Annotated in this window: 10 protein-coding genes and 2 pseudogenes; 2 read left to right on the plus strand and 10 right to left on the minus strand. The window is 46.6% G+C overall.

Annotated features, from left to right (window positions below):
* Positions 1-127: pseudogene (locus tag V6C07_RS11400) on the plus strand (DDE-type integrase/transposase/recombinase); the annotation flags it as partial.
* Positions 128-264: 137 nt separating this feature from the next.
* Here V6C07_RS11400 and V6C07_RS11405 read toward each other — a convergent pair.
* From V6C07_RS11405 to V6C07_RS11430, 6 genes are all read right to left on the minus strand, one after another.
* Entirely contained in the window at positions 265-1,305 is a 1,041-nt protein-coding gene (locus V6C07_RS11405) for a radical SAM protein (RefSeq protein ID WP_333536603.1), read from the minus strand.
* Between the two features lie 84 nt (positions 1,306-1,389).
* Complete coding sequence (locus V6C07_RS11410) at positions 1,390-2,940, minus strand: B12-binding domain-containing radical SAM protein (protein WP_333536604.1); 1,551 nt, start codon at positions 2,938-2,940, stop codon at positions 1,390-1,392.
* Positions 2,937-4,076: a glycosyltransferase gene (locus V6C07_RS11415; protein WP_333536605.1), complete on the minus strand. Its 1,140-nt coding sequence runs from the start codon at positions 4,074-4,076 to the stop codon at positions 2,937-2,939. The genes V6C07_RS11410 and V6C07_RS11415 overlap by 4 nt, the downstream gene beginning before the upstream one ends.
* The gene (locus tag V6C07_RS11420) at positions 4,073-5,734 is read right to left on the minus strand and encodes an asparagine synthase-related protein (RefSeq protein ID WP_333536606.1); all 1,662 of its coding nucleotides are present in this window, start codon (positions 5,732-5,734) and stop codon (positions 4,073-4,075) included. Before V6C07_RS11420 ends, V6C07_RS11415 begins: the two co-directional genes overlap by 4 nt.
* Before the next feature lie 36 nt (positions 5,735-5,770).
* The gene (locus tag V6C07_RS11425; RefSeq protein WP_333536607.1) at positions 5,771-6,601 is read right to left on the minus strand and encodes a hypothetical protein; all 831 of its coding nucleotides are present in this window, start codon (positions 6,599-6,601) and stop codon (positions 5,771-5,773) included.
* A 428-nt stretch (positions 6,602-7,029) separates the two neighbouring features.
* Positions 7,030-8,355: a PqqD family peptide modification chaperone gene (locus V6C07_RS11430; RefSeq protein ID WP_333536608.1), complete on the minus strand. Its 1,326-nt coding sequence runs from the start codon at positions 8,353-8,355 to the stop codon at positions 7,030-7,032.
* A 537-nt stretch (positions 8,356-8,892) separates the two neighbouring features.
* On the opposite strand from V6C07_RS11430, the pseudogene tnpA reads away from it, so the two are divergent.
* A pseudogene (tnpA, locus tag V6C07_RS11435) lies at positions 8,893-9,154 on the plus strand (IS200/IS605 family transposase); the annotation flags it as partial.
* Positions 9,155-9,276: 122 nt separating this feature from the next.
* On the opposite strand, the gene V6C07_RS11440 reads toward tnpA, so the two are convergent.
* The 4 genes from V6C07_RS11440 to V6C07_RS11455 all read right to left on the minus strand — a co-directional run.
* Positions 9,277-10,896 carry a sigma 54-interacting transcriptional regulator gene (locus V6C07_RS11440; RefSeq protein ID WP_333536609.1) on the minus strand — a complete coding sequence of 540 codons (1,620 nt, stop codon included), beginning with the start codon at positions 10,894-10,896 and terminating at the stop codon, positions 9,277-9,279.
* On the minus strand, positions 10,790-12,016 hold the full coding sequence (locus tag V6C07_RS11445; RefSeq protein WP_333536610.1) for a hypothetical protein: 1,227 nt from the start codon (positions 12,014-12,016) through the stop codon (positions 10,790-10,792). Before V6C07_RS11445 ends, V6C07_RS11440 begins: the two co-directional genes overlap by 107 nt.
* Positions 12,017-12,311: 295 nt before the next feature.
* Positions 12,312-12,893: a zeta toxin family protein gene (locus tag V6C07_RS11450; protein ID WP_333536611.1), complete on the minus strand. Its 582-nt coding sequence runs from the start codon at positions 12,891-12,893 to the stop codon at positions 12,312-12,314.
* A 298-nt stretch (positions 12,894-13,191) separates the two neighbouring features.
* Positions 13,192-13,540 (minus strand): IS3 family transposase (locus V6C07_RS11455; protein WP_333536613.1); only part of this gene is annotated, 349 nt, incomplete at its 5' end.

A 13,540-nucleotide genomic window follows, 5' to 3' on the forward strand; every position in this document is an offset into this window, starting at 1 on the left:
GCGCTTGCATCGCCCGCCTGTGGGACTGATTCTGCATTCGGATCGCGGCAGCCAGTATTGCAGCGCAGCCTACCAAGAAAGACTCCGCTCATACGGTCTGGTCTGCTCCATGAGCAAAAAAGGGGATGATTACCATGGAACCAAAACTGCCGATTGCCGCTTAATATGGCGTACGAAATTGACGACCTATCTCAGTTTATGGTTATAAAGAGTTATGCAACGTCATTACTATTTGTCAATTTTAGGTGTTCAAAGTCCCCAGCGTCAGTATGTAGAGAATTCGTTATTATATCCACATGTTAGTGGATCATGGGTGCAATCAGTTTTGCCTGTGGAACGGCATCCTCCTAAACAATCATAAAAAAGCGGACAATGCCAAAGGGACTCTTTACTCAAACATGAATTTTTTAAAAAAATAAAACTCCTACGGCGCATAAGTGAAGGATCGCTCTCCCAGCGCTGCTGCAACGCAGACAACGTTGGCGGCATGTATGGTTGTAAAACATCTGCTTCTACAAGAGGGCATGATTTGGGTTGTCCGTCTTGGGAAAAGGCCCATTGGGTAAATCCCATCGAACAGGGGCGGATACATGCAAGTAGCTTCTTTATTCGCTCTGGAGACCAACCGTTTTCATATCCATTTTTAATAATCCAGCAATGAGGGTGAGCTTCCACGCGCAATGGCAGGCCAGTGTCAACCCAGTCAGGAAATTGGGATAGAAAAAGCCACCATTCTTCTTCGGTGGGCATTCCAGTCGCTTTTTTATTATCGCCGCGAGTCACCAAACGATTAACATCAATAAAAGGAGGGCGAAGCCCTTTTTGCGCCAAGAAGTCGACCAGGAGATTCAAACCATTTGTTGCGTTATTTATATGGGAATATTGAATCCACCACGAGATTCCACAGCTTTCAAGTGTTCTTACTGTGTTTACTGCCTTATTGAAAGATTTTGGTACGCCGGTTATCGCATCATGCTTTGACGCCTGCCCTCCGTGAAAAGAAACGCCTACCTCCACAGCGCAATACTGGAGTTGCCGGAGAACAGTTTTGTCTAAACTGACTCCTCCATTTGTTATCATCCGCTGGCGCAAGCCGAAGTCGTGCCCGAAACGCAGCAGTTCTGCCAGCCAGGGAAAAAGGGTCGGCTCACCACCCAAGTAAAGAACTTCTTTTACGCCCCATCTCCTGAGTGCTTCAATCAGGGCCAGCAAATGTGAAAATGAGGCATGACCGCGAAACTTTTGTTCGTGGGGTTGATAGCAGAAAGAGCATTGGTAGTTGCAAACTCCAGTAATATCAATCATGACATCATCTGGGTTCGACGGAGTCAGCATTCGTGTATTTTGGTTTGGCGATTGCGGTATAAGATGCCTTGTTTTCATAACAACTCATACTTTGGCGCGTCTGGAGATGGTAGAAAAACGCCTTCGCAGCCCGGACGCTTCGATTTTCTCACGAATTCGTAAAGCATTTTCAATGGTCAATAGAGAAGGATGATATGTTCCAGTTCCGTTGGAGAAAAAGCGATCAATAAAAGGCGTTTCTTCAGGGTACCAAACTAAATGCGATGGTGGGGTTGTGATACTGGAACATTCGGGTTCCCAACATTCCGGCCTCAGCCCGGCGTTAAAAGACCAAGAGGTGCCCGGCCAAAATGCTGCCAAGGAAAAAAAAACATTCCCTCGCGGAAAATGCTCGTTGAGCCAATTGATTGACCAGTCGATTGACTCTGACGTTTCTCCGGGCATTCCAAAAAAGACCGAGAAATCACACTGGATACCCAAGGAGTACAGGTAGTCTGAGGTAGAGGCAGCGAGAAAAGGGTCGACATCTTTCCCCAGTTTATGCTGCAATTTCTTATTGGGCGTCTCAAGCCCAACGTACAGATAGCGAAGCCCTGCCTTGGCCCAAGCCTCCATATCAGTTGCCAAAACTTCATCAAATCTGGCCACGCAACCCCAAGGTGCGTTCATATTCTCCAACAAGGAGCACACATCCTCTCCCCATTTTCCCGGCTCAGCAAGCGGAAAAGCTGGCTCGTCAAAGTACCAAGCGGTAAATCCAAGGCGGCGCGCCTCTTCCAATTCTTCAGCTATTTTTTCGGGGGGACGCAGGCGGCGACAGGGTGAGCCAAGAACCCCATCACGGTTCAGCGCTGTCGGCGCGCAAAAAGAACAATCGCCAAAACATCCGCGCGAGCTATGTGTTGTAATAACATCGCGTCCTTCAAAAGCCGGGAAAGTATGGAAAAAATTTTTTCCATACACTACTCTTGCCAACCTAGCCAAGGGTTCATACGGAGGGTTTAGCAAAGCATCGCGATCCGGGCAGGCAATTTTGTCCAACGAAGGGCCTGCAAAAGACTTGCGACACAAAACGTCGTTGTGACGAAACAACACAGTTGATGACGGTCCCGTACCGGGCTTTTCTGGGGGCAAAATCTTTTCCAGGTATTGTCCGATATCGTGAATTTTTACCCCGGCCTGAATCGCCCAAGCCAGTTCTGGCAGCGTCTGTTCAGCCTCTCCTGCTAAAACTGCATCAAATTCAAGATGATGATGTAGTATGCTTTGCCCTGCCAAGCTTGCATGAGGCCCGCCAGCCACCAACGGAGTATCTGTTAATTCTTTTATTTTTCGGGCCAAATGAAGACTGGCTTTATAATTGGGGGTATTCACATATACCCCTACCAATGTTGGGGAAAAAAGATGGATGAACTCAGACAACATTTGTTCGGTGCCAAGTCCTGTTTCCTCTTCAACAAAAGAAGCAACATCCCCATCAAACACAGCAACGCGGCAACCGGCAGCTTTTAACGAGCCAGAAAGAAAAGCGATGCCTGGGAATAAAGCGTGGATATTCGATCTATACGGAGGTATTGCCAGCATCACTGCTGGGCAGTCGATAGAAGCAAAAGAGAGGGGGGTATTTTTGTTCATGGTTTAACCAAATTTCTATAGATAGACGCCTGGGTATCAAGATAGCCTTGGTACTCTTGAGCCAGGTTGGTTGCGGTCGTTCGCCAAGCTTCGGCTCGCCCTTTATTTAACGTGTTTGCTATTTTATTTAATGCTGAAGCGACAGAGCTTGCTTCATCCTTAATCTGGTAAACTACATTACGAAGTCGTTGACACTCCGAAGGCAAGCTCAAGCTGGCATTGGACAATATGGGGCGAGCAGACGCTGCGGCCTCCCACCAGATATTGCTGACATCTTCAACGCCACCAGGCCGTACAAAACCCCAAACAGCATCCACTGTCTGGAGCAATTCTCCCATTTTATGCGGGGCTATAAAATTGGAAAAAGTCAGACGCTGGCCCAAACCAATTTTTTCCAACTCTTGACGAGCCTGCAGGAAAGCATTTCCACTACCTATGGACATCAAACGCCAATTAGGTAGTTTTTCAAGTGCATGTGCCGCCAGATCGATTCCCCGTAATTTCCAGTGGTAATTGAACTTGCCAACGCATAACAAAGAAAACCGAGAGAGTGCGTCATCAGGCTTGTCTGATGGAAAAAAAATAGCGGGATCAGCCTGGTATCGTGGGTAGATTTGAAATCGGGAAAGTGGAATATCTGGAAAAAACGTGAAGAGTGGGTTGTCCACATGAGTGACTATGCATTTGGCGGCGTGCAATAACTGGTGCATGGCAAGTTTTGTCGAGGGATAGTTCAATAACTTTGCAATATCACTTCCAGCATGGCGCAGCAAAAGAGGTAGGCCAAGTATTTCAGCAACCAGAGCCGCCGCAAGGCCGTATGGAGCCAAATAGTTGACCTCAACCAGGTCGTATTTTTCCCGTTGGGCCAATTCCAGGGCCGCTGAAACGATCCGCTCTGTAAGCATGTCTCCACCAGGCACAGTCCACGGGAGATTTTTATCGCATAGAGGCACAAAAATGGTCTTGCCGCTTGCAGGCGGCGGAAGCGGGGTGCTGTAATTTTCCGGCGGAACAATCCCAACCACATCAAAGAAAATATCATATTGGGCCATGCGCCTGCTTAAACTCCAGGCTTTGGCCGCGATTCCTCCTTGCAGAGGAGGGTATTTTCCAATGAGCAGGACGCGAATCATCTCAACAGTTCCTTCAAACTTAGGTTTGGCCGAGATGAAAATCCAGGGTTGATGTGGATCTTATAATAAACCTTTCTGATTAAATCCGCAAAGTTGTCCAAATCAGCCAACGCTCCACAGTGCGTATGCACAAGTGAAGAAACAACAAAATTTGCGGCTTCGCTCATGGCGCGTTTGCGCCTTGTACTGATCTTGGCGACACTCTTGTCATCAATCGGAAAAAGATTACGCAGCAACCGCCGTAGGGGTAGTTTTGTCCATGGAGGCGATGCCAGCCTATCGATAAACATACTGTCATCCAGTGCGACAACAAAGTCCCAAAGGGGTTCATGAATATATGGTGTTCGAACTTTCAAGTTAAAAGCCGCAGCTGACGCCTCCACACTGGGAAAATGATATTCGCTCAAGCCGAATGTCAGCATTATTCTGCGCAACGTGGTGGCGGTATGTTGTGGGCTATCGCAGACTCCTTGGGTATCCATCCACTCTTGTAGTTCAGGGTGAAGGTTATTTTTGTCACTCAGCAGGGATAGCCTTAACGCCTCTATATCAATATGATGACGATTGTAGCCCATAAACAACTCGTCAGCACCTTCTCCACAATATATTCTATCAACCATGGCAGAGGCCTGACGGCAAAGGCTATGAAAGGCGACTCCGCCTAAAAGGTCAAAACTACCAGAATACATGGGCAGGGCCGCGTGCCAGATATAATCTACAATGTCCCTTTCCAATTGTTCCGGTGTTAAGAGGCATTGCTGCAAAAATAGTTCGTGCGAGGTGGCAAACTCCAAAGCCATGGCGAAATCATCAGTCATTCGCGCATCGTTTTTCTCATTTGGCGAGGCTCCTTGGGTGAGCAATAAAAAATTTGAATCTTTGATACCATTCAGGGCTAATAGGATCGTAGAATCTAAGCCACCCGAAAAAAATAGGCCAGACCGGATATTTTTGTCAGCAGTGCGGAGATGAAGCACCGCATCGGACAAAAGGGGCCGCAAGGCCTCGTCTAATTCCTTATCATTTAAACGAAGACCTTTTCCTGATTCCGGCACAGCAAGACGATAGGGAGAATATTTTTTAATTATGTTGCCACCACTTTCGACTTCGATTACAGCCCCGGCGGGCACCGAGTGAATTGCTGAAAAAGGGCTACGTCCTTCCAGCACATTGCACCCAAAGGTAGCAAAAGACGAGCAGACAGCGTCATCTGGACGCCGCAGTGAAGACGATATTGCCAGCAGAGGCGGCAACGCCGTTGCAAAATAAAAATCACTTTCAAAAAAAACAAAATACAAGGGCTTGCTGCCAAAACGATCACGCAAGAGACGAACACGTGGCCGGTTACCTGAACCCACTACCACTGCGGAAAAGAGCTTCTTTGCCGAAGAGGGAACATTGTCGGGCCAAATATCAAAATCCGAGTTGGAAATGGTAAAGCAGGAGGCACCGTCAACCTCACCATTGATCAACACAAAAGGCAGTTCCTCTTCCAATGCAGAAAAATTACCAGGTAGCGATGTACTAATTATATGACACCCGGTCCTACGCAGCTCCAGCAACGGGTCGAAATCGTTCCCTCTGGGCAGGGCACATGCCAAACGGCGCACTGCTTCAGGAGATTGAACACTCCCTATTTTTCCAACAAATGCGGGCATAAGCTTCTCTTTGCGTTACGAGTTGACACTCTCGCGTTATAGTTGCCAGCGTGAGGAGCAAGAAAGTAGCCCATTTAGCATCCAGGCAGAGTTTAATTCAATGTAGTGCGTAGGAAACAACCCGCTTTCATTGCATATTTTTTGGGCCCATTTTATTGCCTTTGTGGCCATTGCCTCCCCTTGGGAACCCTCGGCCAGAGGCTCGCGCCCCAAGGCAGAAAGAATAATCCCAGTGGCGAAACAATCTGTGGGAGCATAATGCTCGCGCCATGGCCCCCAGCCTCCGTCTTTGCGCTGGTCTTGTTCAAGATGGCGGAGGGTTCTTAACGCAAGAGTTCTATCTTCTTCGGTGTCACCGCGCCCCAAAAGGAACCAGGCGGCCTTGTAAGAAAGCTGATATTTAGACTGTAAATCTTGCTCCCATGTCCGGCGCAACCAAGTAGCGGAAGGATCGTCTGCCAACAGAGGGCAACAAATTCTTACCAGGGCGCTGATTGGAATGTTGGGGTTGTCGCGGCGGGCATAGCCCCATCCTTGCCCAGAGCGTTCTTCGAGCAACCAGTTGCGAGTTTTTTCCAGACAACAGGATGAAGCCTGTTGATAAAAGTAATCAAGGACAAACAGGCTCCAGGCGGTGTCTTCACAATCCACCCATCCGCCGTCAGGGCGGCGGTTTTGCAACAAATAACTGCATACGTTTTTACATAATTCGGAGTCTCCCTCCCAGGCGTTGCCCCAAATGAGCAACGCGACCAGGGGAGACAGACGGCGCACTGGCAGCCCGCGCTGCATAAAATCAGAAACTATTTGATTCAGTATTTCTTTTGTAGAGGCAAATACAATGTTTGTTTTTTTTTGACTACTCATGGTATCACTCGTATAAAATCATTGCGCCCGGCGTATACATTCTCAAAAAATTCCGAGCGCAATGATTTTACTACTCCATCTTTTGGCTCTGGTATCTCCCGGCTCCAAAAAGTCAGGCAGTTTTGGCCGAGCCTAATCCGATGTTAACGACAGCCATGGCAGCTTGAGCACTGACGACATGCGATTTTACCCGGATGCCGATCGATTTGCTTAAGCACCAACGTGTTGTTTTTAACTACTTTTACCTCGGGTTTCTTGTAAACTTTTTTCATTGTTCACTCCTTGTTTGGGTTTACGATACGCGCAAAGTTTGAGGCAACTACCAACCTAAACAAGCACTAGGTAGAGACATACCTACCCTTGGCACTTGCCGTTCCGGGCGACTCCACATGAGCAGTCGCCACCTGAACAGGTCAGGTCGGACGGCCCTATTCGATGCTTTCCACTAAACCTTTTTCGGCGAAAATGCCGAAAAGTTCCGTAATATCCTTGTCAATTTCTTCAGTGTCAGCCTCAAAACTACGACCTATTTCATAAACTAAATTGCTAACCGAAGATGGGGCACTCTTTATCGCTTGTAAAGCGACGTATGCCGTTTCATTAAGTTCGAACTGCTCCCCTGAAACTGAATTATAAGCGAAAAAGATGTCCGTACCTTCTGGGTGACCAAGTTGTACGTTGGCAGGCAATCGCCACTCCCGTGTGTCCAGCCAGCATTGCGGATCTTCTTCAAGCCAGTCGCCTGTCATGGCTAGAGCCTGTGCTCTGCATCCACGGCAAATAGGTAAATATTTACATCTACCACACTTTCCTTTTATGGCACTTGGTGTGCGCGCTTGCCACAGCATTGGAGACTGCATCCAAATATCATGTAGAGAATCTGACAAAATATTACCCAGCGGCATTGGCAAACGCCGACATGGGAAGATAGTCCCATCGGGCAAGATGCTAAGCGCGTTGATCCCCACGGAGCACATGGCGCCAACATACGGCGAATCCGGGGCAAGCAGACACATCAAGGGGCGGTACATGAGCACACGCGGCACAGCGTGAGAAAAGCCCCAATCATGAATAGCGGAAAAAATATTTTTCAACTCTTCGGGGGACAGCACCTGGTCTTTTTGGGATTCCGCTTGTCCCTCGGGGATAAACCGTTCAAAGGCAAATGTGTCCACTTCAAGTTCTGCCAAGACTTCCAGAAGTGGTAGTGCATCGGCCACATTAAATCTTGAAAGCGTCATCATCACCGCAACTTCAACATTATGAGCCTTAAGCATTTCAATTGCACGTATGGTTGAATGAAAGGAATCTTTCCCACGTATAGCATCATTAATGGCAGGCGATGATCCTTCGAGTGACAACTGAACCCGGCGTAAAAAGGTTGTACTTCCCAAAATTTGACAATCATCTTTGGTCAACATGGAGCCATTAGTTAATATGTCAGTATAGCTGAATATTTTATTTTTCTCCATGCGTTCCATCAATGCGAAAAGCTCCTTGCGGCGCATGAAGGGTTCCCCCCCGGTAAGACTCATAACTCCGGTGCGTCCCCAAGCCGAAACAGCTTGTTCCATTCGCGATGCGGCATCGAAAAGCTGATGCAACTCTAGCTCTGCGCCTGCGTCATAGTCTGCATGATAGCAATGGGTGCAGCGTTTATTACATTTGTTGGTGATGTGCCACTGAAAATAAAATTCTGTGACTGCCGATGCTTCTTCCGGCGGTGAAACATTTGCAGGCTGGGTTGCTTGCATAAAGTTGCTCCTTGTCCGTTTTTCTTATCAAGTCTAAGCACAAAACATGCCATTTTTTCAACTTTGGGGGAGCTTGAAATTAAATATCGATATCTATCAAGAATTAAAAGGGAAAAACTAGAACGCTAGACCAATAGTCATCGTGGGTAGTGCCTAATCTTTAATGAGTTCGAACAAAACTACGAACTATATGACACCACAGCGTCATATGGTTCGCAAGGTTTCAGTTTTTGACAAACGTTGCTCTTAGACAGTGTCGTCACGAGATGAATTTCCTTGGTATATCAAGGAGAACGAGCCTTTTATGCAGGGAGTGTACTCTTATGGTACTCGACCGGAATAAAAAGCGAAGTTCGACGCAGAGATACCTGGAAAGGCGCTCGTGACGACACTGTCTAAGGAACTGGTATGGAGATTACTGGGGGAACGATCATGAATCCATAGGCATCTGGCCAGGCTAGAGAAGCGAACGGGCGTGATCTGGTTATTTAACAAAAAATAGGTAAGCCCCAGGCTTTGCCTGGGGACTCACAAAGTTTGCTTGAAGACCATGTGCATATGCTCATATCCGATCCCTCCCAAGTTGTCCGTTTCTTCCGTAATAGGGTTTATGAAAGGCAAGAGCGCCATTTATATCGCTCGCAATTTTTCCGGCAGGCGGAAAAATTTCACGGGAGAAAACTTCTGGACACGAGGTTATTATGTCTCAACCGTTGGGCTTGATGAAGACTCTGTGCGTGAGTACATCAAGCATCAGGAAAAAGAAGACCAAAGGGTAGGCCAGTTACGTTTGTTGTAGGTCGCCCCCTTGGGGGCTCACATATTCAAACCGCTTTGAGCGGTTCACTGCCTTTCAAGCCCCCGGCTCTGCCGGGGGGACATGACTTGAGAAAACATGGCAAAAACTGGTTCGGCTGGCTATCAGTCTTCGCTCTGTAGTATTTTTTGGGCCATTCGAGTCGGAATACCCAGCATTTTCCCAAGTTTACTTGCAGATTTTTCGGGGTATTCATTGCGCAAAGTGAGCAATAGTTCTTTACGCATGCTTTGCATGCCCTTTTCTGTTAGAAGGTCAATTTTTTCGTTTTTTCTGGCAGCGTCCAATAAAACTTCTCTTATCTTCCTCCAAGGAACAGGCAGACGTGCAATATCTTTTTGGGAGGTCGATTTAATACTTTTTACCTGTAACTCATTTTCTTTTAATATTTGCTTTAATATATCCTTACGAGTATTTGTTTCTAGCATAGATGTAAGTACATTGTTGGAATCAACACGCTGAGTAGCCCGAATTGCCTCGAGCAGTGCACTTCTAGCCATTCGCCGCAAGGCTCGAAAGTTTCCGTCCCAATTTACCCCCGGAGACATCAACGCTATGATAGCCTCATCAGCAAGTGCCATACTCTTTACGCGGCAGTCCTGCCCCAACCATTCGCGCAGTAGGTTGACGATTTCTACTGCAAAAAGAAAAGGTAGTTCCTGAGAAACCTGTGGGATGGTTCGCATTGGGCCATACTGGACAACATCGCTGCTTGCAAAACGTATTTCTTCCAGTCGCATGCGTAAATCTTGGCGAAAAATCTTGGGGTTCCGGATATCATCATACCGGTTTGTAGCGCTAATTATGCGGCAAGAAATATGCTTTCGTTTTCGTCCACCCAGCGAGATATATGAACGCTCGGATAGAACACGAAGCAGGGATTGCTGCGCTCGTGGGGTAATATCGGCGATTTCATCTAAAAAAAGAGTTCCTCCTTTGGCTTGTTCCAGAAACCCCTCCGCTTGACCAACATCTGTCGCGGTACCCTTTTCGATGCCAAAGAATTGAGAACTAAACAGCTCATCAGTAATGGTGGAAAGGCAAACCCCTACAAAAGGCTGTTTGGCAAATTCCAAATTATGCACAAGGCGTGCCACACCCTCTTTGCCTGTACCCGAATCAGATAAAATCAAAATATTACCAGGCATAAGCGCGTATTCTGCACAAGTATCTTTGATGTCACCGCTAAAAGCGCCCCGCATACGCCAAGTGAGCTTAGTTGCAGAACATTCTAGCTGCTCAGAGATTGAATCAATACAAAACGCAAGATCAGATGGTCTGTCACCCACGCAGGGGAAAATAACATCCGCGTATCCTTTTACAAGAGTTGCATCTAAAAAAAGCTCTGCTTGTGCACGATAAAATGCAGATTTTTCTTGTTTGTTGGCTCCCTCTGCAGGAGCACGACTATCACACCACAGAATGTATGCTTTGCGGGTGGCTGTTTCTTGACACCCAATGTTTTCAATGGATTCAAGGGAGATAGCCCTTGTCCATTTGACTATTTTGATTATTGACAGGTTCCTTTCTGCCGGTTTGATCGCTACATGAGTACACGCTGCGACCTGTCTCTGCCAGTCTTCGGAAACAGGCCCCCAATCGATGGAGATACTCTTATCACAAGCGGACATCTTCATTGCCTTGCAAATTCTTGACCCAATTGGGCAGGTATGAAAAAATAGGCCCACTAAAATAAAGCATTCCTTGATACCAATCTTCAGCATTATCAAACTTGCCGGTGGCGTTTTTAGTGGAAAGTTGTAGTCCTCTATCGAATTCTCCCATTGAGGTTTCTTCTTCAGAAAAAGTGTGTAGATCCGAGCCGGGAGTCAAAAAAAATCTTTTACATTCTGCTTCTTCCTTGAGAATATTCCAAATATTCTTGTGCATTTTATGATCAAGGTCGTGGAAGGATTCAATTTCTTTCTGGTCGCCAAAACAGCATTCGACGCAGGTCAAGCCCGCCCTGATCCACTCCTCAAGCCATCGGCTGAAATTTTCCCAAGTGGGGCTGATGTTGTCCCTGCTTTGCTCTCGTCTGAATCCGCGTAACGGATGCGCCAAAACCAAGCTACCACCTTTGTCTTCAAAGTACTCTAAAAATTCACTGCTTCCGAGATTGGATATCTCACCAATACTTTGGAAGTTTTTCTTGTATTTTTTATAAATAGCACTGTTTTCTCTGCGTATTGAACTTAGAAGCGCATTGCGGTTCTTAGCAAATTTTTTTTCTATTTCCATCCTCTTGGGCACGGTTTTGTTTTCCCACAAGCAGGTGGCAATATAGTCAGATTTGAGCCAATCTTCATTGTCAAAGTGTCTATCGCACGGATATTCATACATATGGCAATAAAGATCACACGCATTATCTAGTATAATACTGCTGTATTTATTGGATAGGCGTTTTTTGTTACATTGATATTCAGATGCGGCAATCAGATGCAACAAGTCCAGGGCAGAGTCAGGAATCGCACCTGTAGAAAAATATTCTGGAAAATACCATAAGAAGTCCGGCTTCCCAAATAAGCGCAATTCGACCCCCGGTAGCAGACACATCCCATTTGGTGCATATTTGGCTACAGACCAAAAACCGGCAAGAGTGTTATGATCAGTGAAAGATAAAATATCTCCCGGTTGTGTTTTTTGTAAAAAAATTTCCGGCGAACAATATCCGTCAGAAAAAAAAGAGTGTATATGCAAATCAATCAATGCTGTCCTCGCATAAATTTCGCCGGCAAGCCGGTTCGTAAGCGTAGTGTCTTGGATATTGATCGCTCTTTTTCTGCTCAGCTTGACATTTTTTATCTTGGGGTAGCAAACAAAAAAGCTACCCAGTGATTTCAAGCGCTTGTCAGTACAAAAGGCTTGACATCAAAAGCAAATAAAGCATGTCAGTCGGGACAAAAGGCCCGAACAGCGTATTAACATGCGATTCTTTAGCTTTCCGGACGTGTATAAGTAAACGCGATCCCGTCCTGGCTCCGCGTAACGCTTAAAAATCTATTTTTTCGGCACCATGAAAGATGGACCGACATCCGCCCAGTCCCGCCAGGGGAAATGGATTTCCCCTGGCCTCTTTAATTGTTCAGTATGCGAAACTTTAAGCGTTACACAGCACTAGCTGGGCGCGATTATACAGTTAGGAGGCAAAAGGTTGATCACCGCTCTCCCAAGCTGTCCAGCCGCCACTGTCACAAGATACAATTGTCTTTGCAAGGCTTCCAGGTGAGGCGTTCTTAGCACCAGCATCCAAAACGACCTCACAACCAAGGACTCCACGAGTTTTGTTTATGCGATCATACAACTTCGTCAATATTTCTTCCGGCATAGGATCAGGGCGAGAGGCGTTACGCGATTTGAGTACTTCAATGGACGCATCCAAATAAAAAACCTGAACACGACAGGGGGCAAGCTCGTGGGAATGGCTTTTAAACAATTTTTCGATAAAAAAGTCGAGATTTTCATCAAATACATAATCAACTACGACAGAAAATCCTTCAGAAATGAAACTGCGCGTTACCAAAACTGCGTGGAAAACCCCCAGTTTTAATTTATCCTTACTGGCCGCAGCGCGACAATCAAAGTGTTGTAGCGCGTCTACACTGATATGTGCCACTTTATTGGTAGAAAGTTTCGACGCAACCTTTTGCGCTATTGTCGATTTTCCAACACCGGGAGCTCCGCGTATAATTTTAACTACCATAGGGCTTGAGCCTGGCATTTCATCGCTCCTTTTTTATAATTCTTTGAAATCCCTTAAGGACATCTCTATAGCCAATTTAATGAGTACTTCACCGCCTAAAACCAGTGGCTTCGGATAACAGCTAAAGATGGCGAAGGTATCGCTTGTGTTCTTTACTTTTGGGCTTAGCCTTGTTTTGTGCAGCGCGCAATAAGCGATGAGCGACAATCTCATACTTGTCAAAATTTTCGTTCGGGAATTAATATGGGGGACGGAGATATCTGATATGGGGAAACCCCCGGTGAATTGAGATAGGTCGTCAATTTCGTACGCCATATTAAGCGGCAATCGGCAGTTTTGGTTCCATCATCCTGCTTCTGACAAACGCCGCTGGTGAGAGATAGCCAAGTGCTGCCTGGCGTCTTTGTCGATTATAAAAAACCTCAATATACTCACTTATATCCGTAATGGCTTCAGCCTGTGAGCGATAGCTTTTGCGATGGACCAACTCATTTTTCAACAAGCCCCAGAAGCTTTCCATGGGTGCGTTGTCGTAACAATCCCCTTTTTTGCTCATGGAGCAGACCAGACCGTATGAGCGGAGTCTTTCTTGGTAGGCTGCGCTGCAATACTGGCTGCCGCGATCCGAATGCAGAATCAGTCCCACAGGCGGGCGATGCAAGCGC

Source organism: Desulfovibrio sp. 1214_IL3152, from assembly GCF_036763055.1.
Lineage (GTDB): Bacteria > Desulfobacterota > Desulfovibrionia > Desulfovibrionales > Desulfovibrionaceae > Desulfovibrio.